The sequence below is a fragment of the Pseudomonas sp. PS01303 genome (assembly GCF_029959385.1).
Lineage (GTDB): Bacteria > Pseudomonadota > Gammaproteobacteria > Pseudomonadales > Pseudomonadaceae > Aquipseudomonas > Aquipseudomonas rustica.
Window position 1 is genome coordinate 1 of the sequence record NZ_JASCPK010000086.1, and the last position, 25275, is coordinate 25275.

The 25275-nt window shown below is 55.9% G+C and carries 25 protein-coding genes and 1 pseudogene; 17 read left to right on the forward strand and 9 right to left on the reverse strand.

Annotated features, from left to right (window positions below):
• The 3 genes from QMX93_RS20410 to QMX93_RS20420 all read left to right on the forward strand — a co-directional run.
• A partial coding sequence (locus QMX93_RS20410; protein ID WP_282357779.1) for a cobaltochelatase subunit CobN occupies window positions 1-1444 on the forward strand: 1444 nt, incomplete at its 5' end.
• A 223-nt stretch (window positions 1445-1667) separates the two neighbouring features.
• A complete protein-coding gene (locus tag QMX93_RS20415) occupies window positions 1668-2669 on the forward strand; it encodes an ATP-binding protein (RefSeq protein ID WP_282357780.1) in 1002 nt (333 codons plus the stop codon).
• Entirely contained in the window at window positions 2651-3334 is a 684-nt protein-coding gene (locus tag QMX93_RS20420) for a VWA domain-containing protein (protein WP_282357798.1), read from the forward strand. Before QMX93_RS20415 ends, QMX93_RS20420 begins: the two co-directional genes overlap by 19 nt.
• A 111-nt stretch (window positions 3335-3445) precedes the next feature.
• On the opposite strand, the gene QMX93_RS20425 is transcribed toward QMX93_RS20420, so the two are convergent.
• Complete coding sequence (locus QMX93_RS20425) at window positions 3446-3763, reverse strand: DUF883 family protein (RefSeq protein ID WP_008088645.1); 318 nt, start codon at window positions 3761-3763, stop codon at window positions 3446-3448.
• Between the two features lie 153 nt (window positions 3764-3916).
• On the opposite strand from QMX93_RS20425, the gene QMX93_RS20430 reads away from it, so the two are divergent.
• Window positions 3917-4171 (forward strand): hypothetical protein, encoded by a 255-nt coding sequence (locus QMX93_RS20430; protein ID WP_053120827.1) that lies wholly within the window; start codon window positions 3917-3919, stop codon window positions 4169-4171.
• 4 nt (window positions 4172-4175) lie between these two features.
• Here the strand turns inward: QMX93_RS20430 and QMX93_RS20435 are convergent, their stop codons facing one another.
• Entirely contained in the window at window positions 4176-5090 is a 915-nt protein-coding gene (locus QMX93_RS20435) for a LysR family transcriptional regulator (RefSeq protein ID WP_053120825.1), read from the reverse strand.
• Window positions 5091-5174: 84 nt separating this feature from the next.
• Between QMX93_RS20435 and QMX93_RS20440 the strand changes: the two genes are divergently transcribed.
• Together QMX93_RS20440 and QMX93_RS20445 are read left to right on the forward strand one after the other, a co-directional pair.
• A complete protein-coding gene (locus QMX93_RS20440; RefSeq protein WP_282357781.1) occupies window positions 5175-6098 on the forward strand; it encodes a carbon-nitrogen hydrolase family protein in 924 nt (307 codons plus the stop codon).
• A gap of 493 nt (window positions 6099-6591) precedes the next feature.
• Window positions 6592-8511, forward strand: coding sequence for a tyrosine-protein phosphatase (locus QMX93_RS20445; protein WP_282357782.1), 1920 nt, complete (start codon window positions 6592-6594; stop codon window positions 8509-8511).
• A 187-nt stretch (window positions 8512-8698) separates the two neighbouring features.
• Here QMX93_RS20445 and QMX93_RS20450 read toward each other — a convergent pair whose 3' ends face one another.
• Entirely contained in the window at window positions 8699-9670 is a 972-nt protein-coding gene (locus tag QMX93_RS20450; protein ID WP_282357783.1) for an AraC family transcriptional regulator, read from the reverse strand.
• Between the two features lie 268 nt (window positions 9671-9938).
• Between QMX93_RS20450 and QMX93_RS20455 the strand changes: the two genes are divergently transcribed.
• The 7 genes and pseudogenes from QMX93_RS20455 (at window position 9939) to QMX93_RS20485 (ending at window position 15934) form a co-directional block, all read left to right on the forward strand.
• On the forward strand, window positions 9939-10742 hold the full coding sequence (locus QMX93_RS20455) for a 2OG-Fe(II) oxygenase (RefSeq protein WP_282357784.1): 804 nt from the start codon (window positions 9939-9941) through the stop codon (window positions 10740-10742).
• Between the two features lie 290 nt (window positions 10743-11032).
• A complete protein-coding gene (locus QMX93_RS20460) occupies window positions 11033-12220 on the forward strand; it encodes a hypothetical protein (protein ID WP_282357785.1) in 1188 nt (395 codons plus the stop codon).
• Entirely contained in the window at window positions 12208-13626 is a 1419-nt protein-coding gene (locus QMX93_RS20465; RefSeq protein ID WP_282357786.1) for a hypothetical protein, read from the forward strand. Before QMX93_RS20460 ends, QMX93_RS20465 begins: the two co-directional genes overlap by 13 nt.
• Window positions 13627-13637: 11 nt before the next feature.
• On the forward strand, window positions 13638-14096 hold the full coding sequence (locus tag QMX93_RS20470; RefSeq protein ID WP_282357787.1) for a hypothetical protein: 459 nt from the start codon (window positions 13638-13640) through the stop codon (window positions 14094-14096).
• A 182-nt stretch (window positions 14097-14278) separates the two neighbouring features.
• Window positions 14279-14622 (forward strand): annotated as a pseudogene (locus QMX93_RS20475) (hypothetical protein).
• 433 nt (window positions 14623-15055) lie between these two features.
• The gene (locus QMX93_RS20480; RefSeq protein WP_282357788.1) at window positions 15056-15421 is read left to right on the forward strand and encodes a DUF6124 family protein; all 366 of its coding nucleotides are present in this window, start codon (window positions 15056-15058) and stop codon (window positions 15419-15421) included.
• A gap of 147 nt (window positions 15422-15568) precedes the next feature.
• Window positions 15569-15934, forward strand: a complete 366-nt coding sequence (locus QMX93_RS20485) for a DUF6124 family protein (RefSeq protein WP_282357789.1) — start codon at window positions 15569-15571, stop codon at window positions 15932-15934.
• 81 nt (window positions 15935-16015) lie between these two features.
• Here the strand turns inward: QMX93_RS20485 and QMX93_RS20490 are convergent, their stop codons facing one another.
• The 5 genes from QMX93_RS20490 to QMX93_RS20510 all read right to left on the reverse strand — a co-directional run bounded on the left by QMX93_RS20490 (window position 16016) and on the right by QMX93_RS20510 (window position 21404).
• Window positions 16016-16513, reverse strand: coding sequence for a GNAT family N-acetyltransferase (locus QMX93_RS20490; protein ID WP_282357799.1), 498 nt, complete (start codon window positions 16511-16513; stop codon window positions 16016-16018).
• Window positions 16514-16608: 95 nt separating this feature from the next.
• Window positions 16609-17271, reverse strand: a complete 663-nt coding sequence (locus QMX93_RS20495; protein ID WP_282357790.1) for a DUF2931 family protein — start codon at window positions 17269-17271, stop codon at window positions 16609-16611.
• A gap of 8 nt (window positions 17272-17279) precedes the next feature.
• On the reverse strand, window positions 17280-18845 hold the full coding sequence (locus tag QMX93_RS20500; RefSeq protein ID WP_349016445.1) for a DUF2235 domain-containing protein: 1566 nt from the start codon (window positions 18843-18845) through the stop codon (window positions 17280-17282).
• A 206-nt stretch (window positions 18846-19051) separates the two neighbouring features.
• Window positions 19052-19612, reverse strand: a complete 561-nt coding sequence (locus tag QMX93_RS20505) for a hypothetical protein (protein WP_282357792.1) — start codon at window positions 19610-19612, stop codon at window positions 19052-19054.
• A 130-nt stretch (window positions 19613-19742) separates the two neighbouring features.
• Window positions 19743-21404, reverse strand: a complete 1662-nt coding sequence (locus QMX93_RS20510) for an ABC transporter ATP-binding protein (RefSeq protein WP_282357793.1) — start codon at window positions 21402-21404, stop codon at window positions 19743-19745.
• A 236-nt stretch (window positions 21405-21640) separates the two neighbouring features.
• Between QMX93_RS20510 and QMX93_RS20515 the strand changes: the two genes are divergently transcribed.
• Both QMX93_RS20515 and QMX93_RS20520 read left to right on the forward strand, forming a co-directional pair.
• Window positions 21641-22006 carry a hypothetical protein gene (locus tag QMX93_RS20515; protein WP_282357800.1) on the forward strand — a complete coding sequence of 122 codons (366 nt, stop codon included), beginning with the start codon at window positions 21641-21643 and terminating at the stop codon, window positions 22004-22006.
• Window positions 22007-22069: 63 nt separating this feature from the next.
• Complete coding sequence (locus QMX93_RS20520; protein WP_282357794.1) at window positions 22070-22366, forward strand: hypothetical protein; 297 nt, start codon at window positions 22070-22072, stop codon at window positions 22364-22366.
• A 291-nt stretch (window positions 22367-22657) separates the two neighbouring features.
• Here QMX93_RS20520 and QMX93_RS20525 read toward each other — a convergent pair whose 3' ends face one another.
• The gene (locus QMX93_RS20525) at window positions 22658-23278 is read right to left on the reverse strand and encodes a TetR/AcrR family transcriptional regulator (RefSeq protein ID WP_282357795.1); all 621 of its coding nucleotides are present in this window, start codon (window positions 23276-23278) and stop codon (window positions 22658-22660) included.
• Window positions 23279-23411: 133 nt separating this feature from the next.
• Between QMX93_RS20525 and QMX93_RS20530 the strand changes: the two genes are divergently transcribed.
• Window positions 23412-24629, forward strand: a complete 1218-nt coding sequence (locus tag QMX93_RS20530) for an MFS transporter (RefSeq protein ID WP_282357796.1) — start codon at window positions 23412-23414, stop codon at window positions 24627-24629.
• An 86-nt stretch (window positions 24630-24715) separates the two neighbouring features.
• Window positions 24716-25084 carry a hypothetical protein gene (locus QMX93_RS20535; protein WP_282357797.1) on the forward strand — a complete coding sequence of 123 codons (369 nt, stop codon included), beginning with the start codon at window positions 24716-24718 and terminating at the stop codon, window positions 25082-25084.
• Window positions 25085-25275: the final 191 nt, after the last annotated feature.

A 25275-nucleotide genomic window follows, 5' to 3' on the forward strand; every position in this document is an offset into this window, starting at 1 on the left:
CGATAGCGGAGTGTCAGCCAACATTGATTTTACTGACACACCGCTATCGCGAGCAGGCTCACTCCTACAGGAACCGCGTTGGGCGGAGGTCTGCGCAATCATCGAGAATCTGCGCGAAGTCGTCGCCCCACGCCTCGACGCCTGCGGCCCCGCCGAAATGCGTGGCCTGCTCGACGCCCTCAGCGGCCGCTTCGTGCCCGCCGGCCCCAGCGGCGCACCCAGCCGTGGCCGCCTCGACGTCCTGCCCACCGGGCGCAATTTCTATTCGGTCGACGTGCGCAACCTTCCGACCACCACTGCGTGGCGCATCGGTTTCCAGTCGGCCACGCTGATCCTCGAACGCCACCTGCAAGACCACGGCGATCACTTGCGCCAACTCGGCCTCTCCGTGTGGGGCACCGCGACCATGCGCACCGGCGGTGACGACATCGCTCAGGCCATGGCGCTGATGGGCGTGCGTCCGGTGTGGGCGACGGGCAGTCAGCGTGTCGACGATTTCGAGATTCTGCCGCTGAGCCTGCTCGACCGCCCGCGTGTCGACGTCACGCTGCGCGTCTCCGGATTCTTCCGCGATGCCTTCGCCAACCTGATTCGCCTGTTCGACGCCGCCGTGCAAGCCGTTGCCGCGCTGGATGAGCCGGACGACCTCAACCCATTGGCCGCGAAAGTCCGCGCCGAACGCGAGGCGCTGCTGCAATCGGGCGTCGACGAAGACACTGCACGACGTCAGGCCGGTTGGCGGATTTTCGGCGCCAAACCCGGTGCCTACGGTGCGGGCGTGCAGGGCGCCATCGACGGTCGTTTGTGGCAGAGCCGCGACGATCTCGCCGAGGTTTATCTGAACTGGGGCGCCTACGCTTACGGCGGTTCCGACGAAGGCACCGCCGCCCGCGAACAATTCGTCCAGCGCCTGAGCCAGGTGCAAGCAGTGCTGCAGAATCAGGACAATCGCGAGCACGACTTGCTCGATTCCAACGACTATTACCAATTCCAGGGCGGCATGCTCGCCGCCGTCGAAACGTTGCGCGGCGAAGCGGCGGCCAGTTATCACGGCGATCACAGCCAGCCGGATCTGCCGAAAATCCGCACGTTGAAGGAAGAGCTGAACCGGGTGATTCGCTCGCGGGCAGCCAATCCGAAATGGATCGACGGGGTCAAGCGTCACGGCTACAAAGGCGCGTTTGAAATGGCGGCGACGGTTGACAACCTGTTCGCGTTTGATGCGACGACGAAGTTGATCGATGATCACCAGTACGCGTTGCTGGCGGATGCGTATTTGCTCGATCCAGCGACGCGGGATTTTGTCCGCGAGCATAATCCGCATGCGCTGCGTGATATGACTGAGCGGATGCTAGAGGCGCAGCAGCGCGGGATGTGGCAGGAGCCGGGGGCTTATAAAGAGGCGCTGGAGAATTTGTTGTTGGATATAGAAGAAGATGTGTAGCCGGTTAAAAGCTACCCTCACCCCAGCCCTCTCCCGGAGGGAGAGGGGGCCGATTTGTGGGGTGTTCAAAACTTGAGTTCAACTCGATCTATCAGGCCGGCATAACTCGAGAGATCACCTCGGTCAGTTCCCTCTCCCTCCGGGAGAGGGCTAGGGTGAGGGCCACCCCAACTGACACCCCACACCCCCAAGCACACAAAAGACCGCGAACGAGAAAATCCAAATGACCGACACCCCGCATTTCCCCCTCTCCGCCGTGGTCGGCGCCGATGACTTGAAACTCGCCCTGTGCCTCACCGCCATCGACCCGAAAATCGGCGGCGTGCTCATCGAAGGCCCGCGCGGCATGGCCAAATCGACCCTGGCCCGTGGCCTCGCCGATCTGCTCGCCAGCGGCCAGTTCGTCACCTTGCCGCTGGGCGCCACCGAGGAACGCCTGGTCGGCACCCTCGACCTCGACGCGGCCCTCAGCGATAGCCGCGCGCAATTCTCTCCCGGCGTTTTGGCCAAGGCCGACGGCGGTGTGCTTTACGTCGATGAGGTCAATCTGCTGCCCGATCACCTCGTCGATCTGCTGCTCGACGTCGCCGCCAGCGGCACCAACCTGATCGAGCGCGACGGCATTTCCCATCGCCACTCGGCGCGGTTTGTGTTGATCGGCACGATGAACCCGGAAGAGGGTGAGTTGCGTCCACAATTGCTCGACCGTTTCGGTTTGAACGTCGCCCTCAGCGGCCACACCGCGCCGACCGAGCGCGGGCAAATCATTCGGCGTCGGCTGGATTTCGACAGCGATCCGCAAGGGTTTTGCGCGCAGTGGGAAACCCAGCAACAAGCCCTGCGTGAGCGTTGCGAACATGCGCGAAGTGCATTGGCCAACATCCCGCTGGACGACGCCGCACTGGCGCAGATCACTGAGCGTTGCTTTGCTGCCGGCGTCGATGGATTGCGCGCGGATCTGGTGTGGCTGCGCGCCGCTCGGGCGCACGCGGCATGGTGCGGTGCAGAGGCGATCAGCGAAGCGGATATCGACGCCGTTGCTGAATTCGCACTGCGCCATCGCCGTCGCGAGCAGACCGCGTCGAGTCCGCAACAACCACCGCAATCGCCGAGCAACGCTCAATCCGAACCAAGCGAAGGGCAGGGGCAGTGGGGCGATATGCCCGCGCCGGCCCTCGCCACCGGTGCCCGCCGCGAAGTGCCGAGCTGGCCAAAAAAGCCTTAGGCATTCGCCCCCGATCCGACGCGGGGGCGAATGCCAGACCCCGCGCTGGTCGGCTGGACAACGGACGCCAAGGCAAACGCCACGCCGCTCGCAGCGGTTCGGTGAACTGGCCGGCGACGCTGCTCAACGGCCGCCCGCAAACTCGCGCCGATTTGCTCTTTCAACTGCGCACCCGCACGCCGCATGAGCTGTGGCTGGTGATCGTCGATGCCTCGGCGTCTACCCGCCGGCATCAGGCCTTGAGCGATGCCAAAGGTCTGCTCGCGCAACTGTTCGATGATGCTTATCGCCAACGCGCACGGTTGGCGTTGTTGACGGCCAGCGGATCGGCGCCGAAGTGGCAGGTACAGGGGTTGAAAGCGTCCAGTGGTTTGCGCGTTTGGCTTGATGCGTTGGGTGCCGGCGGTGGCACGCCGTTGGTGGCGGCGTTGGTACAGGCAAAGGAATGGCTGGTGGTGCGGCGCAAGCGTTTTCCGGCCGAGCAGCAGCGCTTGCTGGTGGTCACGGATGGGCGGTTAAAGGCGTGGACGGGATTACCGGCGCTGGCGTGTCCGGGGCTGTTGATCGATATCGAGCGAGGGCCGATTCGATTGGGGCGGGCGCGGGAATTGGCGGCGGGGTTACAGGCTGAGTATCTGCATATTGATGAGCTGCTGTCGGTCTGACATTTGTGCGCTTTCAGAATCGAATCGCGAGCAGGCTCACTCCTACATTTGAAATGCGTTCCCCTGTAGGAGTGAGCCTGCTCGCGATGGCGTCAACTCGGTCTTAAGAAATCAACGACGACCTAGCAGCAACCCCACCACCAGACCAAAACCGGCCGAGATGGCCACGGTCTGCCATGGATGGCCGCCGATGTAGCTTTCGGTGGCGTCTACCGCTGGCTTGGTACGGTCGCGCACGCTCGACACCGATTCCAGTGCCTGCTGCAATTTCTGGGCGATTTGCCCGCGCAGGGTTTCCGCTTCCTCGCCAACCAGTGAAGCGCTGTTCTTCAGCAGTTTGTCGGATTCTTCGATCAACGCCTGAAGCTCACTGAAGGCTTGATCCTTGATTTGATCCTGGGCGGCTTGCACGGCGGATTTCCGGGCCATTGGGTGACTCCTTGCAGTTGAATGGACGTGATCAATGGAGTGCGACGGTGCGCGAAAAGTTGCACTGAATGTAGATCAACAGGCAAAACCTGCGCAGGAGATTTCCGCCGAGCGTGTAAGATGTCGCCATTTTACGCAGCAGGATAAATCCCCATGAGTTTCAATCTGGCCGACAAATCCCTCGCTGAGCGCGCGGCGCTCGAGGACGAGAAATCCCGTCTGTTCGAACTCTGGCAGAACAATCTGGGCAAAGCCAAAGGCGAAGCCGCGCGTTTGTTCGGCGAGCGCGGCAAGCGCAAAGGCAAATGGGCGGAATGGGTACGTTCGGAACTGGACACGATGTCGCCGCCGGAATTCGCCAACATGGTGCGCAGTGAAGTCAATCGCCTGATGGCGGCGAACAAGTAACGCCTCAGCCCGGTGTGAACGTGGCGGCAATCGCCTCGCGAACCTTCACCACCACTGGATCTATCTGTGTGCTGGTGCGCCAGCCGAGTTCGATCGGATAGCGCGGCAACGGCAGCGGGCAGGGCAGCAACGTCAGCCCGCTGATCGCCGCGATACTCTCGGCGGCGTGCGTCGGGATGGTCGCCACTGCCTGGCTGCCCTTGAGCAGATAAGGCAGCGCGGCAAAATGCGTGGTCGAGGCGCAGACCCGACGACTCAAACCCAGCGCCGCCAGCCCCTCATCGGTAATCCCGATAAATCCCCCGGACGACACCAGCAAGTGCTCGCGGGCGACGAATTCCTGCAGATCGATCTGCTGCTGACCGGGCGCCAGGCTCGCCGGATCGACCAGGCACGCGTAACCGCCTTCGCCCAACACCTGACGACTGAGCAGGCGCTCGGCAAAACCGCCGGCGGTGATTGCCAGATCGATGCTGCGCTCCATCAGATCGCGGGCGACGATCTGGCTGTGGGTCTGGCGGAAGATCAGGCGCAACTTCGGCGCGCTGCGGGCAATTTCCTCGATCAGACGCCGGCCGTAGGCGATCTCGAAATCATCCGACAGACCCACCGTCACCGAGCGCCCCTCGTACTGCTGCGTGGTCGGGTCGACCATCGCCAGACTCTGCCGACACTTGTTCAACGCCTCGCTGACCACCGGTTTCAACTGATTGGCTTTCAGCGTTGGCGCCAGACCGCGACCGGTGCGCACGAATAATTGATCGCCATACACATCGCGCAAACGCCGTAACGCTGCACTGACCGCCGATTGCGTCACGCCCAGACGCAGCGCGGCGCGGCTGGCGCTGGACTCTTCATGCAGGGCTTCGAAGACTTTAAGCAGATTGAGGTCGACGGTGGCGATATTCATAAGGCTCATATCATTCAGCAGTGAATCGGACTTTATTCATGATCCCGTGCGGCCGGAGAATCAGCAACACCTGATCTTATGGAGTGAACTGACATGGCCAAATCAATTGTTGCTGCGCTGCAAATCGGCTCCTTGCCGGGTGGCAAAGGCGAAACCCTCAAACAGATTCTCAGTTATGAAGCGGCCATCGTTGAGTCCGGCGCGGCATTGGTGGTGATGCCGGAAGCGCTGCTCGGTGGTTATCCGAAAGGCGAGGGTTTTGGTACGCAATTGGGCTATCGCTTGCCGGAAGGGCGCGAAGCGTATGCGCGGTATTTTGCCAACGCCATCGATGTGCCTGGTGTCGAGACTGAAGCGCTGGCCGGTTTGTCGGCGCGCACCGGCGCCAATTTGGTGATCGGCGTGATTGAGCGCGCGGGTAGCACGTTGTATTGCACGGTGCTGTATATCGATCCGCACGAGGGTTTGGTCGGCAAGCACCGCAAACTGATGCCGACCGGTACTGAACGGCTGATCTGGGGCAAGGGCGATGGCTCGACGCTGCCGGTGCTCGACACGCAGGTGGGCAAGCTCGGCGCGGTGGTCTGCTGGGAAAACATGATGCCGCTGCTGCGCACCGCGATGTACGCCAAGGGCGTAGAAGTGTGGTGCGCGCCGACGGTGGATGAGCGTGAAATGTGGCAGGTCAGCATGCGCCACATTGCTCATGAAGGGCGCTGTTTCGTGGTGAGTGCGTGCCAGGTGCAGGCGTCGCCGCGCGAGTTGGGTGTGGACGTTGCCAACTGGCCCGCCGAGCGCCCATTGATCGCCGGCGGCAGCGTGATCATCGGGCCGATGGGCGACGTTCTGGCCGGGCCGCTGCGCAATGAAGCCGGGCTGATCAGCGCAGAAATCGACACGGATGATTTGATCCGCGCGCGTTACGACTACGATGTCGTCGGCCACTACGCCCGCCCGGACATCTTCGAACTCAGCGTCGACGAACGCGCAAAACCGGGCGTGCGGTTCACCCAATAACCCCAAACCACCGCGGACTTTGTAGGAGCCGAGCCTGCTCGCGAAAGCGGTGTGTCAGCCAGCATCACCGGCACTGACCCACCGCTTTCGCGAGCAAGCTCAGCTCCTACAATGTTCAACGGTGCTCATACATCCAACAGACACACACAATCCCTGTAGGAGCCGAGCTTGCTCGCGAAAGTGGTATGCCAGTCGACATCACCGTCGCTGACCCAACGCTTTCGCGAGCAAGCTCAGCTCCTACAATGTTCGGCGGTGCCCATACATTCAACAGACACACACAATCCCTGTAGGAGCCAAGCTTGCTCGCGAAAGCGGTATCCCAGCCAACAACCAACCCAACTGACACCCCAAAACTTAAACCCCCACAGCCCAATCACGCACCGGATGGCCCAATCGCGCAGCCATTTCGCGACAAACCGAAACTGTCATATTCAGTATCACTTCGCTCCGCATAGTCAGCAGCCCAACGCTTAAACAATGAGGCTGCACCGTGTTTCAACGTCTTGTGTGTTCGCTGTCCGTACTGAGCCTGTCCATCGCCGCTGCTCACGCTGCCGAGTCCGTGCCCCTCGACACGCCGCGCTTGAAAAGCATCGACAACTTCCGCGATGTCGCCGGCATCACCACTGCCTATTCCACCGCCCACGACGGCACCATGCGCGCGGGCGTGTTCTATCGCTCCAACGCGATCACGCCGTCGGCGGCAGACTTGGCGACGCTCAACAGCCTCGGCATCAAAGCCGTCTACGACCTGCGCACCCCGAGCGAAATCGCCGGCACGCCCGACACCATGCTCAACGGCGCCACTTACCAAAACATCGACATCATCGGCGCCACCACCTCCGGCTCGAACATTACCAACATCAGTTTCAACAGCGCCGCCGACGCCGTCGCCATGATGGAACAGACCAACCGTGCTTTCGTCAACGATGCCGGCATGCGCAGCCAGTTCGGCACGCTGTTCAACGCACTCGCCAGCGTCGACGCCGCGCAACTGTTCCACTGCACCGCCGGTAAAGACCGCACCGGCTGGACCGCCGCCGTGTTGCAAAGCATCGCCGGTGTCGACAACGCAACAATCATGGCCAACTACCTGGCGACCAACGACTACACCGCCGCCCGCGTCGCCGCCACGCTGAAAGCGATGCCGCCAAGCATGGCTGCCGTCTACGGGCCGCTGCTCGGCGTGCAGGCCAGCTACTTGCAGGCCGGCCTCGATGAAGTCACCGCGCAATACGGCACCATGGACAACTACCTCAAACAAGGCCTCGGCCTGTCGCAGGAAACCATCTACGTCCTGCGCGGCAAACTCGTCGAATACAACAGCCTGCCGGGTCAGGCCGGGCTGATCGGCAACGCCGCTGCCGGCGCCGAACTGCTCCGCGAATTGCAGAACACCAATCTGTCCGGCACCTACAGCGCCTACAACTATTACCTGCAATCGGCCATCGACGCCGGCACCCTCGGCGGTGTCGAATCCCAGGTCGGCGGCCAGGTACACGCCGACGCCGCCAGCTACCTGCTGCGCCAAAACGCGATGATCGAACAAGCCGCCGCACCGTTCGCCAGCGGCACCGACCTCAAAGTCGGCCAGTACCGCTTGTGGACGACCGCGCTGGCCGGCTACCTCGGCACCGACGGCTCGTCCCACGCCGAAAGCAGCAACGAACACAGCCAAGGCCTGATGGTCGGGGTCACCCAACGCTTCAGCGAACAACTCAGCGCACGCGGCGGTTTCGGCTACAGCAAAGGCACCGTCGGCGGTGCGGGTGGCGAAGCCGACACCGACTTCACTTTCCTCAACGTCGGCGCCCGCTACGGCTTCACCAGCCTGGAACAAGGCCTGTTCCTCGACGCCAACGCCAGCGCCGGCTACATCGACTACGACAGCAAACGCGACCTCGGCGGCGGCCTCGGCTCAGCGAAGGGCGACACCCACGGCAACCTCACCGGTGCTACGCTGGCCCTCGGCTACCGCGCCCCGGTCAACGGCATGGTTTTCGAGCCAAGCCTCGGTTTCCGAGTCAGCCACCTCGACCTCAACGGCTTCAAAGAGAAGGGCAGCGAACTGGCCCTCGACGTCGACGACAACACCGCCACCCGCCGCAGCGCCGTCGCCAGCCTCAACGTCGGTTTCGCCCCGGTGGCGATGGGCGCATGGCAACTGGTGCCGGGCGTACAAGTGGGTTACGAACGCACACTGGGGGATAACGAAGTCGACAGCCAAAGCCACCTGCTAGGGCTGGATATCGAACAACGCGCCGCCTTCGACAACCGCGATCAGTTCACTGGCGGGGTCAACGTCATGGCCAACCTCGGCGCCCTGAGCCTGGGCGCAGAAGTGGGTGCCAATGGCGGCGGCGACAGCCACGGCTTCAACGGCGGCTTAAAAGCCAGCTACGCCTTCTAAAAACCCAAGGTCAAGGACGACCCCAAAATCTGAGAGCCAGACTCAAATCCATAAGCCTGATACAAAACCTGTGGCGAGGGGATTTATCCCCGCTGGGCCGCGCAGCGGCCCCAAAGAATCAGGCCCGCTCCGCAGTCCAACGGGGATAAATCCCCTCGCCACAATGGTGTCCCAGGCAAATAAAGGATCACCCCCGAGCCCGAAACTCCGCTGGACTCACCCCATAAGCCCCCTGAAAATACTGACAAAACCGCCCCACATTACTAAACCCAAACCTCAACGCCACCTCCGTCACCGACCCCGACTCCCGCCGCGCCAGCACCTCATAAGCCCGCTCCAGCCGCACCTGCCGCTGATACGCCACAATCGACGTCCCGACAAACCGGCGAAACCCCTCCTGCAACGCCCGCTGACTCACATTACTCAATCGCGCCAGATCCACACCACTCACCAACTGCTCCGGATGCGCCTGAATAAACTCCACCGCCAACTTCACATGCCGTGGCGCAACCATCGGCGCCGGCCGTCGCAGCGCATCGGTGAAATTGTGCGGCCACGCCTCCAGCACCGCATCAATCAACATCTCGCGCAACCGCGACGGCATCAACGTCCCGCTGTTGATCAACGCATCAAACTCCGCGCCCGTCGCCAGATCAATCAACGCCTTGATCCCCTGAAACGCCGCCGAGTCCAGATTCACACTCGGCTCAAACACAATCCTCTCCAGAATCGGTTTACCCAACAGCGCCGACAACCGCTCCGTCAACTGATGCCGATTCACCGAAATCCCATGATGCGCATGATCATCAAAAAACCGCATCGAGCGAATCTCAGCCTTATCAATCGCCAGCCCAACCTGCGTCACGCCTACACACTCCGTCGCATGGTTAAAAACAATCTTGCCCGCCGTAGGAATGACAAACGTAATCTCATCCTGCTGATCCGGAAAAGACACCGTGAAATCGCCGTGATAATGCATCCGCCGAAAACTCACACCATCGTGCCGCCCGTAAACACCGCCAATAATGATGTTCGACGGCAGCGGCGGATTATCGGCATAGCGATTACCAAACAACTTCGAAAAAAGTGCACCGAAGTCGTCCGAACGGAGGTTGTCGGAGCGCAGGATGATTTGCTGGCGAACGGGAGTCGGAAACACCGTGGCGGCACCTTCGTGTGGGAGCTCTAGGACAGGGGTGTAGGGGTAGGGCGCCGAGGAGATTAGCAGAGGAAATATGACCAGTTTGTGACAGCCGGAAACATGTCGTTACAGCGCCACAGCACGTTTCGGAAAAGTACACTCGGCAGGCCTTTGCCGACATGGCAACCTGCTCGCCACTGTACCCAGCGAACAAACAGCGGCACCGCGCCGAGCGCCTGGCCCTGTTTGACGTGACCTGAAAGACTTGAAGAACATTGGAGCGGCAATGCAAGCCAACACGCAAACACTCCCCATCACCCTGACCCCGGAACTCGACTTCGACCAAAACGCCGCCAGCGCTTTCGGCGAATCGCTGACCAGCGAATACACCCAAGCCACACCATTCCCGCACATCGTCATCGACAACTTCCTGCAAGCCGACGTCATCGCCAGCATCCGCGAACACTTCCCGGTCGAACCGACCAACAACGAACAAATCTACGAGCGCGGCTACAAAGGCCAACTCAAACGCCAGATCAGCCCCAACGCCTGCAGCCCCTACCTGAAGAACGTGTTCAACACCTTCAACTCCGCACCGATGCTGGAATTCCTCGAAAAACTCACCGGCATCCAAGGGCTGATTCCAGATCCTTACTTCGCGGGTGGCGGATTACATGAAACCAAAACCGGCGGCTTCCTGGGCGTGCACTCGGATTTTCGGCTGAACAAAAAGCTCAACGTTGAGCGACGGTTGAACGTGATTATTTACCTGACTGAGGACTGGCAGGAGGCGTACGGCGGCAACCTGGAGCTGTGGGATGTGGGGATGAAGAAGTGCCTGAAGAAGGTGCTGCCGGTTTATAACCGGTGTGTGATTTTTAATACGGATAAGGATAGTAACCATGGGCATCCGGAGCCGTTGACTACGCCGGAGCACATTACTCGGCGGTCGATTGCGCTTTATTACTACACGGCGAGTGGGGCGGGTGGGGAGCCGGGGCAGAGGAATAAAACGCACTATAAGCCGCGGCCGAAGGATCGGTGGAGTTTGAGGTATTACTTGAATAAATTGTTCAAGACGACAGGGTGAAGACCTGCCACTGGGTGATAGGCGGCGGAGGTTGCGAATCGGGGCGGAGCAGGTGGTCTGGGAGCAAAAGGACGCTTGCTCCATGGTCTACACTTCAAAGCTTAGCACTTTCGAAATAGAGATGTTTTTCCACAACACGTTGCAAAGTTAATGCTGAAAAAATAGCATGTGATCTAGGTAAAGGTAATATTGAAAACACAGACTGCTTTTTATTTGTGGATTGACGCAATAATTTTATTTTAAATTAACTTTGTGCGTACAAATGCGGCTTATCTAGAAGGCTTTTAGGGATGAAGATCATATCCAGTCAGCGCATTTTGCGCCTTGCTAATCGGGAAGAAATTCACATACCGTTCGGTTTGTCAAGACTTTACAAGTTTGCACTGCTTGAATCTGGAGCTAATTTAACCCTGGATGAGAATAAGGTGGTGTGTATTGATGTAGACAATAGTAAAGTGCAGCTTTACCCTTACTATTGCAAAGCAATAAATATTCCAAGGCTACCAGTTCTAACGTTTTCAATTGTAGTCACCGAAAGAGATAAAAAGTCTTGTGCCGCTTTAATATCGCAAGTCCATTATTTGTCATCTCCAAATAAAGGGATTTTTTTTGCTCTCAAGGAAAGAGAGAAAATTATTGCTTGCTGTATTTTGGATACTTTAAATTTTGGTAACCCTAAAGGTCGATTTGATATTGATTCGGCACTATACGAGGCTCATGGGGTAAACCTAGAGAATTGGGGGAGTGTGACAACAGAAGTCCGTAAGGCGGTGCAGAAAAAACTTGGGTTGATTTGGGTAAGCCGAATCGCCCGTGCAAAGGAGTATGTTGGATTCAATATAGGCACCCGTTTGATGGAGGAGATGTTGCAGGCTCTTCCTGCCATCCTGCCTGTACCAATGAAGCATGTAGAAATTATCCGAACATGCGGAGTTGCCGAATCACAGTCGCACGATTTTCTAGAATATGCAGGTTTCAAAAAAATCAAACTAAGGAATCAAAGTACGATATCCTTTGTTACTGATGGTGATCTTTTTCCTAAGGGTAAACCCAGTGTAAAGCTCTACTATTGGAGAAAGCTGGAGGGCATCTCTAGCTTTGAATATGCACGCTTGTTCGTTCCGCTCTCACAAGAACCTTTTACATGGTTTGCTGGCAATCAAAAAACGTGGGAGTTACGCCGCTCTCGCGGACAATTTACGGAGAATCATATTTACCAAGGCAGACAAGTAGAGTTGAGATTAGGCTATAACACCAATCGTAAGCTTTGGGGGGTTGTCAATAAAGTTGTTGTAGGCAAATCAATTGAGGCGGTGCTCGCGGAGGTTGGTGATTTTAAAAGCGTTATACCGATAGCCTCTTCATTGGAAGACGCAGCAAAGAAAGCTCATAGTATATTAGGAAAGCTTAGTGAGTCTTATATTGCGTTTGAAATTACAGCTATATTTAATCCGGATAATTTAATATGCCACGTATAACTATTAATGGGTTGATAGAGCTTTCTGAAGAATCGACTAATACAATTGATAACGTGTTTCAATCACTTCGGCAAAATATGCTCGCCGGAAGCTTTGATAACTATTCAAAAAAAATCGTCGATAGCCTAAGTTTGGATGTTCAACACACGTTGGATCCTAGGCGCTCTGAGAATAAATTTACTCATATTAGAGGTAAAGAATATTTTTTTGAGTTAAAAATTCCTTCGCGCTATTTTCCGATCGATGCCGGAGGAGATGTTCATCTCATTGACTCTGTAGTCGGGGATATGTTCAGTTTTTCAAACGCATCAATTAAAAGAATTCACATCAATGATATTCAGTGGCAAGAGCTTGAGCATAATCTAGTTTTAAAGCGTACACAGCCGCGTTCGATTCGCTCAAAATTCAAATTGGATGATTTTACTCCACTTCTAGGTTTCTCAGTTAAGCCGAGACTTGGCCTGATTAATGAAGACTTTAGCCATCAATGCCTAGAAGCCGCAAAACTTGGTTTCAATATTGTCGAGCCTGATACTAGGAAAATGCTTTTGAGTTCGGACGACCTCGACTGGCATATCGACCTAGCCTGTCAAGTCGCGGAGCTAAAGAAGCCTAGAGGCAATGTTTCTGCGTATTCTGTAAATCTCAGTAACTATTTTGGCGATATTCAAGCGGCTGTGGAGAAATTATCTAATAGCATTTCGAATTCTCCTGTTACGGTTAAAATCGATGCCGGGCTTGATGCTATATCAAAAATAAAAAAAGTGAAAGAAGTAAACCCAGATGTAATTATTACATCTTACCCGCTTATTAAGAGAGCACTATCTCAACGTATACCCGATGTGTTTTTTGATAAATTTTTGTCTCAGTGCGGTGTGGATATCATGTATCCGGGTGGTTTTGTCGCTCTTCCAGGTAACAAAAGACACTACAATGCTACGGAGGACATAACGTTGCTTGCTGAGTCAATCAATCGCTACACAAGTCACGTTCATAACTCGCACTTTATTCCTACTATTTCTGGAGGAGTGTCTACAGGTCTTCTTCATCTTTATTACGAGCTTTATGGGCCGAAAGTCAGTTTGTTTCTTGGAGGTGCTGTGGCAACTAATAAAAAGGGAGTGGCAGTTGGTGCGGAATTGTGCATGAAAGTATTAGATCACGCTATTGCGGATAGAAAAAAAATAGCTGCTCATAATGAGAAGGTAGTTAATAATAAAGACAAGTCTGCAGTGGTTGCGCCAATCGAACTTTCTCTCCTTAAAGCTAAGATAGTTAAAGAAATTAAAGACGAAACTGGCTCGGAGTACATAATTCCCAAAGAGTTTGTGTTCGCTAATAAGCTGGGTCATTTTGTAGAGGCGAACTGGAACTACTGGACTGCACGTAACTCCGAGTTTGTTTAAGGCGGATATTTATGTTTGAAGCGATTGCATCATATTTCGGTTTTATTAGTTGTCAGATTCAGGAGTTGATGACTCCACTACGCATTTGGTGTTTCTACGAGCAATTTGGCTTGCGTACCATAATGATGCTTGTTAATACCGGCATTGTTGCTTTTGCGTTGCCTAATATTCTTGATCAGTCTGAATGCAAACTAGATAGGGATTCGTATATAAAATCGCTTTATGAGAGCAAGCACTTTCGGATGAAGTGTAGTAGCTGGGTAATGCTGGGGCTCGCGCTGATCACAATTCTAACGTATTTGTCAATCTGGAGCGGTGTTTCGAATCAGCATATCTGTGCTCCTTTCGTAATAAGGTCGGGCGGGCCCGAGCGATTTGCTGGGTTTTTAGCTTTGATAAATATTCTGACATTAGCTGTCGCCCTATTTGCATTACAACAAAAAATATTTTGTATGAAGCATAAGCAGTAAATTCAAATATTTTTGTGTTTAATAAGCTAAATGCGGCGCCACCATAGTTACAGAATGGTCTGGCGCCAGATATAGCGCAGTGGTTTTCATTAGAGATAAGATTTTGCCGGCAGTGTCGCTGGCTACGCAGTTGCGAATTAAATAGATAAAGAGCTAGATGGGTTTCCGCATTAGGACATCTTCTGACTGAGCCACAACTGGCCAAAGTCAGAGCCGCACTCTCCGAGCTATTTAACGACTTCCGGTCGAATATGACTATCTGGCGAGGAAGGTCAGAGGCGTCGCTCCTGACATCCTTTACGAAATCCTCTATTCAAAGTTCGCGCCGGTGTGTTTCACCAATCTTGTGGAGGTTGTACCTTCGGTATGGACAGGCTTCGACCCCGAATCTCTAAGGGAGTCGATAGAGGAAAGGTTGGCTGCGAAAGAGTGTCATTGGTTTCGTCGGCAGCTCGATAAGGTGCTGGTGCGTTGGCTTAAATACGACTACGCCTACATTTGGAAGGAAATCGCTAGCAGGCTGTAGTTTTGTTTTTTTTTGGGGGTGGGGTTAAAAAAGGGGCCAAACAGGGCCTTTTTATTGGTGGGCTGTTGCTTAAACATAACCAGCCGAGCACGTATAAATTACACAATCCGTAACGCCATAAAGGCTACAACGCCTTGCGCCGTTGCCTACGGGCACCTCAGAATCCGCTGGCATACGCGACTACCGGGCTGGCTATATCGTCACTCGGTCACTGCAAAACAGTGATCGGGTTTGGTAGCCCGCCTTGGTATGGTCGTATGACACCACCTTATGTAGCTGCTTTCCTAGCCGCGTTTTTATGGTGGACATGCGTGGGGCTCATTCGTGAGCGCCGGGTTCCGTATCGACCGGTCTACCAACCCGCGCATGGCCGCCACCCATCGTTTGGTAGCGAGGGTGATGGCTCCTATTTTATTGATACGGAGCTTCATCTATGTTCAAAGTCACGCCAAACCCACCGGACGCCGATCCGATCCCGTACGACCCAGCGCTCGAACCTCATAAGATAAAAGAGGCGACCGAACGCGCCATCAATTTCTACCTCAACCCCGACGCACTGAAACTCTCAATCCCTTCCCGCAAAACCAGCCAGATCTTCCTGGTCGACCCCGCCGTGGACGAAGAAACCCTGCTCGTCGAAGCCTGTGAATCGTTAGCCGCCGCCAGCGACATGGCGCGTGATATCGGCAATGACGTTGACAACTCACAGCGCCGGGCGCTGTTGATGCTGCATCAGGTGATCATGCTGAGTGAGCTGATGGTCAATCGAGTCCTGGATGGCCGTCGCTTGCCGCACTAGCGATTCCGCCGCGATCGCCCTGTAGGAGCTGCCGCAGGCTGCAATCCTTTGATTTTGCGTTTGGTTGTAAGAAAAGATCAAAAGATCGCAGCCTTCGGCAGCTCCTACAGGGGTTTATTTGATGTTTGCTGATTGGAGTTTTAGATGATGAGCACTACACCACCGAAGGCACCGGTGACGGATCCGGCGTCACCTTATGAATCGTTCGATTCGAGGAAGCTTCACGATGCGGCGGAGCGGGCGCTCGATCATTATCTGGCGCCTGAGAAGATCATGGCCACGCCGTATAGCCCCAGCACTATGTTCATGGTTAATCCGCAATCCGATACTGAGACGTTGCTGGTCAATGCGTGTGAGTCTTTGGCCTCGGCGACGGTGATGCTTGGGGATTTTGCCGGGATGCTGGAGGGGCCGAATCGCAATACGTTGTTGGGGATTGCGCAGGTTGTGATGTTGGGGGAGTTGGCGGTGAATAAGGCGCTGGATAATGTTGAGCTGAAGGCTTCGGCTTAAGCGCTAGGTAACTTGTGGCGGACGATTGGGGACGGAGCTACGCATCGTTCGCCACCTTGATCTGCCGCAGCGCGACCGGGTTTAGATCAACCGATCTGCGTCTGCGGAATTATCAGCATTCCCGCTGACCCGAACATAATAATTATCGAATTCACCGCTTTCGACGAATACAAAGCCATGGCGAGTGTAAAAACGATTTGAAGCGCTTTCCTTGAGCGCGCCAACCCTGATGGCGCGCCCGACCTCATCGGCTTCTTTGAAAATCTGCGTCAGAACGCCAGAGCCGATCCCTGCTCCTTGAGCACTGGGGATCACATACAAGTGATCAAGCAATAGCTCGCCTTGGTGGTCTTTAACAACGACAAAACCAACCACATGACCTGATACTTCTATGCGGCGTGTGTTGCGGGCGTCGAAGCCATCAAGAAATCGTTCGCGCGCACGATGCGGGTTGAATCGACCAAGCCGCTCAAGGCTCTCGCGCATGGCCTCAATTCTGATGGTTACCAGATGTTCAAGATCGTTATCGGAAGCTGCGCATAAAACGAAAGCGGTGTTTTGATCAGTGGAAACAGGCATAACAAGTATCCCAAACGTGTACGTGACTGCTGAGAAAGATCTGGCATTTTCTTGCTGGCATAGTTTGAACGCCCCGAGTAGCGCCAGTCGCGGCATTACCAGCTTCCATAAGGGATGCCGAAGCGTTCGATGTAACGCTGGGTTTTATCGTTGAGCTTGTAGGCATAACGGCCTTCGGTCTTTCCCTGGCTCGGGCCTAGAGGTTCCACTTCAGCTTGGGCGCGACCGACATTAATGGGTTTGAAGCAGCTGTCCTTCACCCAGACTTGGACGACACCACCTGGCGCTAATCCTAACGTCATTGAGGCGGCATAAGGGGCGCGTTTGTTTGGCGTTTCCGGGCATCGCCGAGCGATTGAAGCTTTCAAGGCTTGTCGGGCTTCCTCTGATATATCCACCCAGACTTTGTAGGTCTGAGGCTCAACAATGGATTGCCAGCGTACGAAGATTCGTTTGGGTAACCCGGCTCCACTCACTGGGTTGATGCTTTTACCGCCAGTGTCGTGCCATCCCTTCGCTGATTCGGTGCCATCCTCTGGGGTATCGGTTCCTATTGGGCCACCGCCTGAGAGGCGAAATTGCTGACCATCGATGTCCTCGACTATGCGCAGTTCTACTTCCCCGAGCATGTAATCCGGCCCTTGAAAGTCGAGGCTCCACCACCGCAAATGCTGGTCATTTTCACTCGATAACGGGTCAGTAGCCTGACACCCGCCAATCAGTAACATGCTGGCCAGTGCCATGAATAATCTGTTCATCCTTGACCTCAATCGGGTACATGCGGGTGCTGAACTCGCACCCCGTCTTCTGTAGGGGCGTTGATGTAGAACAATTTCAGTTCGTGCTGATTACTGTCGTCCAAAGGGTTATTCCAGTGGGCAGAGGTGTGGATGTAACGCAGCTTCAATAGTGCTTCCTCAGAGGGGGAAACACTGTAATCACCAGAAACGAACCTATCACAAAGCGCTTGGAGTTCAGCGCAAACCTGATAGTCAGGGATCTCCGGGATTTCCTGAAAACGCACGCCTTTTTGCTTTGCAAGCTCGTACATGACCCGCAAATACACTCGGGATAAATCACCCCGAACAGGGCGCGCGAACTGTAGCCCTGCATAGACACGTTCCTCTCGGTCGGCCATTCGATCCTGCGAGTCGACATCCAGTAGCTTCGGATTTGGAGTGACGATATCCAACATGGACGCAGGCCAGCCTTCCGCAACCATCCGAGCTTTTTGTTTCTCAGCATCACGATAGATTGAGGTCGTTGTAATAGCCGTTCCCTTTGTCACGGTTAGCCCTTGCATAGGCCCCACCAGAACACATTCCTCCGCTTCAGCAAAATAGCCTCCGCCGATATCCGAATGCACCCCGGGCAAGCTAATTTCCAGATGATCTGGCTTCACCCGGCTCAATGGGAAATTTGCCCGGTGCTCATCGCGCGCCACCAAATGCACCACGTTTGAGAACAGCGAACGAGGTAGATACAAATGGAGTCCAGGTGCTGTAGCGCTTTGTACCCTGCCGAAGTTACTCCACCCGGCGATGGACGCGACGGTATCGAACAGGCCAATGAAGCCCATGTTGATATCGCTTTTATAAAAGTCGAGAAAGGTTTTGCCGAAGCCTTCTTCGTTCGCTTCCAAGGCTTGCTTGAGTAGTCCTTTTTTTCCGAGCGCCACCTCATTCGCGAAGTGCCTTGCTGCCGCAGCGCCTCGACTGAAGCCAAAGGTGTCAAAGGTGAGCGAGGTTATTTCGCCACCAGGGTTTTCAAGGAGGGTGTTTTTTATATGCTGGTCGATTGATTGAAATGCCTGTTCAACCCGTCCGACAACCCCTGTGTCGCCGCGTCCCATGCCTGCACCCACCAGACTGTCCTTTTTTCCCGACACGGTGCCGATACCGTCAACGTACACCTTTCGCAACGCCAATATGTTCATGCCATCGGCAGTGGGCTCACTGGCAACCTGATAACGATCGAAGAGCTTGGATATGTTCGTAGTGTCGCACCCATAGCTACTATCAGGATCACTCATATAGGGCTTGCAACTGGCGCCCCGATCCTCTGGCTTGATGGGATGTTGGGCGCCACACGCCAAACCCAATGCGGTGTTCGCCGCATTGTTTCCGGTGCCATCAAAAAACACCCCGATGCGCAGGGCAATTCTGGTTGTTGCGCTGGCGGTACGCGGGCCACTGTCGATGAGTGTTTGGCGCTGTGGCGGCACGGCGGGCCTGGATGTTGCGTGCGTTCGCAAGGCGTTAACGGGGGCGGGCCGGCAAACGTTCGGCATGATGTGATCGCAAGCCGTTACCCAATCGGATGTCTCGCTCAATCCTGTCCTCTCTGTACTTTCCATGTAAGGGAAGCCGGAGGCTAACAGTCAGGTCATAGGCCAATCTGTAGGAAACGTCTTGTTATTCGCGGTGAAAACACAACCACCTAGGCCTTGTTCCAGAGCCGATAAAAATGCGCGTATGAAAGAAAATAGTGGAGGGGATCACCCTGTAGGTTTAGCGGGCTTCAGGCAAGAAGGGTGCTTCAGGTCGCCAGCGAAATGATGAAGTCGATCACGCTCAGAGGCACGTAGATCAGGGTGATGGTCGTATAGCCTTTACGCGATCGCGCGAAGAACGCGCAGATTGGCAGCACAATCATGATCACGTCCAGCAGGCCCCACAGTGCTAATGGCGAGGCGCCGAACAACATGACGTTGACGACCATCCCCAGGCACAAGTACGTGGACAGCGATAGCAATGCGTATCGCCCATCCTGTTCGAAGTAGACGCGCAATCCGCTCTGCTCATCTTCGCTGCGGCTCGGCAGCAATAACGCCGCCGTTACAAACAGCGACAGTGTCAGCATCACCAGCAATAGAAACTCGAGAAACGAGAAGGTCTGTTTGACCGTCGACAGTGCGTTGACGGCCCACCAGAATTCCAGCTGTGTGGTGAACAGCATCACCGCCCAGACCAGCGGCACCCAGTCTGGCGCGGCCACGCGGCGGATGCGGAATACGGTTAACGCGCCGAGCAGGAGGCGCGTGACGGAGAGCCCAAGGATCATCGAGAGCACGGTGGCGACAATTGGGAAGTTGTTCATCAAGCCTCCCGTGGATTCGTACTGGGCGAGGGCGGGGTCGTTGTTGTCACTGACCTTAAAGTTAGCGTGGAAAAGCGTTTGGGCAAGTTGCCTTCGCACCCGACGATCCTGATTTTTGCACTCCGTCGGGTCACACCTGAACAGAGTCAGCGGTGGTCTCATTCAATTCTATGTTTATGCCGTACTTCTTTTTCAGCTTTTCGTCATGGGTGACGATGATCAAGTTGCGTGTATGCAGGGCGAGCCATTCAACGATTTTGTGCGCGGTTCGTTCATCAAGCGCGGCAGTGGGTTCATCCAGTATCAGCGTGGGTTTGTCTCTTAATATCGCCCGGCCGATGGCGATTCGCTGTCTTTCACCACCACTCAATCCGCTGCCGGCGACGTCTATTACTGTTGCCAGCAAAGCGTCAGCGTCAGTGCCTTGCCGTGTGAATCCGAGCAGTTCGACAATTTCCTGCAGTCTTTTTTGGCATACGTCATCAGCGCCATACAGCAGATTATCTTCGAGCGTACCGGACACTAGAACCGGTTTTTGCGGCGCGACGGAAACCTCTGACAGTATGTGTTCGGTGAGTGCCTCACTGATCCGGTGTCCTCTGTAGAGGGCCGTTCCTGTATGGGATTCTTCGAGACCCAAAAGAATGTTTACCAGCGTTGTTTTTCCCGCGCCGGATTTTCCTGAAATGATATTTACGCCAGACATCAACTGACCGTTGATGTTGTTCAGGATGGTTCTGCTGTCCTTTGTCAGTGTTACGCCTGTGAGCGTAAAGCCTTCGACGTCTGCGTGATGCTTCGGGTGGTACTGCTCTTTAATGTCTTCTTCGATGTATTTTATGCCGTCGTTCAACGACATGAGGTGGGCTTGAAGGTTGAACAGAGTGCCCGCCAATAGATGGAGTTGCAGGGTGAACAGGGTGATGTATCCAACGATCATGATGAAATCGCCAGCCGTAAAATTCGTGCGGTAGTACAGGCCGGATAACAGTATGAAAAATGTCAGTACGGCGCCAATCGCCAAGCCTTGGCAGGCAATCCGAATGCCCATGCGAAGGTTGGCGTCTCTGATGGTTTTGACGTAGTTGTTGAAGAAGGTTCGGCCAAGGGCGAGTTCCTTGGGCAAGCTGTTGTTGATCTTGATGTCGTAAACCCTGCCAAGCCTTTCGACGGTATAGCTTGAAAGGTTGTTGTCGGCTTCAAACAAGGCGCGATGAATGCTTGAACTGGACTTGGCGACGTAGATGGCCAGGGATGTCAGTGCGACGCAGGCGACGAGAAACAGCATCGCGTAAGCCGCACCCATGATGGTGTAAAGCACGCTGATGGCGACGATGACTTCAACTGCGATAGGAACGATGGTCCAGAAAACGCCAACAGTGACCAGGCTGAAACTGCTGGCCGATCGATTGATGTCAGCCGCTACATAGCCAGGGTCGAGCGTTCGCTGTTTGCTGTGAGCGTACTGAAAAATTCGGGTGAGGATGGTTTCGTAAAGAGTCGCGTCGCACTTGGCGAGTATCCACGCCGAAAAGACGCCGCGGACGCTGGAAAGCACTTGTGAGACTGTCCAGAGTAAGGCGTAGCAACCTGCGAATAAGAGGAATTGGGTGCTTGCGTTCGGAGCGCCGTCAAAGGTGTTTGCGGCATTTCTAAGTAGTACTGGAAGTAGGGAGTTGAGGGCGCTGCAGAGTATGAACAGTGTGGATACCGCGATGAAGCTGGCGGTAAACCATCGATAGTTGTTCGAAATTATTTTGAAGCTTTTCAGGTAATGGCTGACCCAGTTCATATGAATCCGTTCTTGATGGGGTTAAAGCGAGTTGCTTGGGTTGCGGCAAGCGCTCAACGATAGGGTTTGACCTGAGGACAAACAAGTCGGTGAGATCCGAGGTGGTTGTAGGCGATTGCCTGCGATGTTGTAGTTTTTGCGCTTGCGTGGCGGGCACCATCCCAATGATGGTCGGACGTTGGGTTAGGATGATCGGCAACCGGAACGGAAACTCTGAACACAAGGACGCAGCCTTTATGGAATCTGCTTTTTCACAAATCACCGAGCGTTTGCACGACCGTCGATTTGCCGTAGCGAACAACGCGCAAGGGTTGTCGGGGGCTGACACGGTGTTTCATTACCGTGTGGAGGGCTCAGGCATTTTGAGTTCTTATCAGGGCGGGCGGATTCGTGCGGGGCATCAGGTTGGCCGGGTTACTGGGGCCGATACGATTGAGCTGCTTTTCCATTGTTTGACGACGGAGGGCGAGATGCTTTCCGGTTGGTCGCGGGGGACGGTTGGGGTTGATGAGGTGGGGCGGACGACGTTGAGTTTTGTCTGGGGCTGGCTGTCGGGGGCGAGTGGGGGTGGGGAGTCGAGTTATGTTGAGGTTGATGCGTAGCGCTTGGGCTCCTCGTGATTATCACGTGTTTTTCGGCGCTAACCTTTCGACGCAAGGATGATTATGTCTGTAGATCTTGATGAGTTGCTGGAACGTGTGACCGATGAGCAATCGTTCACCGAGTTCGTCGCTGCGCTGGGTGCAGATTTCTCCCGTGAGCGGGCGTTGGAGGAGGCGACTGCATCGTCTCCTTATGAGGCGGACGCATCGGGCTGGGAAAATGGATCGGTTGATACGTTTCTTGATGCGGCAGCTGCTTGGGCGGTTGCTACTTCGAGGAATGCTCAGGCGGATGCGGCAGTGTCGAATGTCTGGCGGCGGTGTGCGGCTATTTTGTTGGCTGGGAAGTTTTATGAGTGAGCGGGGCACAGTTCATCTGCTTTAGGCCCGCACGTTCTTCGATAAAAAACGCCCAAGGGTTTGGCCTGTTCTGGATGGGTAGAACGGCGTACTGCCTTGGGCGAAATAGGTTGACGATAGAGTGGCGGGGAGCACAGTCCAAGCCAGCCACTTCCCGAAGATTTCGTAGGCAAATACGCATTCGGTTGTAGTCTGATCCGTTCAGCGCTGCCCCATTTTTTTGAAATCAAAAAGAGGGTCTGCTGCGCAGTCCAGCGGGAGCAAGCTCCCTCGCCACAGGTGAGTGTGTGTTCAGTTTTGCGGCGTAGCCATCACGTCCCATGTGCGCATCACTTGGGTGATGGCTGCATCAATGCCCTCCAACTGCGTGTCGTCGCGGGCGAGGATGGATATGCCTTGCAGGAAGCTGTCGAACACCGTCGCCATCGCTGCTGCGCTCGCATCTTTCGCTAACAGCCCCTCACTTACACCACGTTCGACACACTTGAGAATCCCCGCACGCGTGCGAGCGCGGGACTGGGTGAGGGCTTCGACGACGCGGGTGTTTTCCGGGCTGGGCGCGCTCATCACACCAAGGGTGACCATGCAGCCTTTCGGGTGGCCGTCGTCGCATTGCATGCGCGCCGATTGGCGTAGTGCGGTTTCGATGGCCTGGCGCGGCGGCAGGGCTTCGTCCCACAGGCATTCGGTGACTTGGGCGTAGGTTGTCAGGTAACGCTGCACGCACTCATCGAACAAGGCTTCTTTGGAACCGAAGGCGGCGTAGAAGCTCGGCGCGGAAATGCCGCCGCCCAGTTCAGCCTTCAAATGGGCGAGGGAAGTCGAGTCGTAGCCGTGCTGCCAAAATAAGTGCATGGCCTGGTCGACGGCATCGTCGCGATCGAATGCGCGGGGGCGACCGGTTCTCGCCATATCAAAAAACTCCTCGGAAAGTGATTTGGATACTAGTCGATACATAAGTCGTTGACAACGACCGGCGACTGCCGCCAGTATTTTATACCGATCGGTATTTAAATCTGAATTCCGCTTTTCAAGGAGTACCCCCGTGACACCTTCACTCACTCTATCGGCGACGCCGAAAAGCCTGCCCATCGGCGCGTTGCTCGCGCTGGCCATGACGGGCTTCCTCTGCATCGTCACCGAAACCCTTCCGGCCGGCCTGTTGCCACTGATCAGCGAAGGTCTGGCGATTTCGCCATCAATGGCCGGGCAGATGGTGACTGCGTACGCGCTGGGTTCGGTGATTGCGGTGATCCCCATGACCATCGCCACCCGTGGGTGGCGCCGGCGTAATGTGCTGTTGCTGACGATCGTCGGTTTTCTACTGTTCAATTCCATCACGGCGTTGTCGTCTGACTACCGCGTGACGCTGGTGGCGCGCTTTTTCGCCGGTGTTTCGGCGGGGCTCGCGTGGAGTCTGTTGGCCGGTTATGCGCGGCGCATGGTCGAGCCCGAGCAGCAGGGCAAGGCGTTGGCGTTGGCCATGGTCGGTACGCCGATTGCGCTGTCACTCGGCGTGCCGCTGGGTACATGGCTGGGCGGGCTGGTGGGCTGGCGCAGCGCTTTCGGGATCATGTCAGCGCTGACTTTGATGCTGATCGTCTGGGTGCTGGTGAAGGTGCCCGATTATCCGCCGCAACCCGCGCATCAGCGCACGTCACTGCGCAACGTATTGACCACGCCGGGTGTGCGCCCGGTGCTGGCGGTGGTGATCAGTTGGATGCTGGCGCACAACATTCTCTACACCTACATCGCACCATTTGTGGCGCCGGCGGGGTTGTCGGATCGCGTGGATCTGGTGTTGCTGGTGTTTGGAGTCGCCGCGCTGGTGGGCATCTGGCTGACGGCCAAACTGGTTGAGCCGCTGCTGCGCACCACCACGCTGGTGAGCCTCGCGACGTTTGCGCTGGTGTCTGTCGCGCTGGGTTTTCTTGGCCGTCGGCCGGAGGTGATCTACATCGGTGTGGCGGTGTGGGGATTGAGTTTCGGCGGTGCGGCGACCTTACTGCAAACGGCTTTGGCCGACGCAGCAGGTGATGGCGCAGATGTGGCGTTGTCGTTGAATGTGGTGGCCTGGAACGCTGCAATTGCCGGTAGCGGGGTGGTCGGCGGCGTGTTGCTCGACCGCTGGGGCGTCGCCTCGTTTCCGTGGGCGATGGTGATGTTGGCGGGCGTCGGGTTTGCGATTGCCTGGTGGGCGAGTGGGCATGGCTTCAAGGCCGGGCCACGCGGGGCCGGACGCCCTGCGGGGGCGGGACACTGACGCACTCGGATTGGCCGCTGCCGCGGAACGATGGGGTAGGATGCTCGCACATTGGATCAGCCCCTTCGAACAAGGATGCGACATTTATGCAAACCCTTTTTTATCAAATCACCGAGCGTTTGCACGAGCGTCGATTTGCCGTAGCGAACAACGCTCAAGGGTTGTCGGGGGCTGACACGGTGTTTCATTACCGTGTTGAGGGTTCGGGCATTTTGAGTTCTTATCAGGGCGGGCGGATTCGTACGGGGCATCAAGTTGGCCGGGTGACTGGGGTCGATACGATTGAGCTGCTTTTCCATTGTTTGACGACGGAGGGCGAGATGCTTTCCGGTTGGTCGCGGGGGACGGTGGGGGTTGATGAGGCGGGGTGGACGACGTTGAGTTTTGTGTGGGGCTGGCTATCGGGGGCGAGTGGGGGTGGGGAGTCGAGTTATGTTGAGGTTGTTGGGGAATAGTTGAGCGGGACTTATGGCTGTTGGGTTTAGGTTGGATGGGCTGACGCCTTCGCGGGCAAGCCCGCTCCCACAGTGTTGGTGGCGGGTTTGGGGTCTGGGTAAGCATGCAAAGTCCTTGTAGGAGTGAGCCTGCTCGCGATGGCGGTGGGTCATTCAATATTGATGTTGGCTGGATGGACGCTATCGCGAGC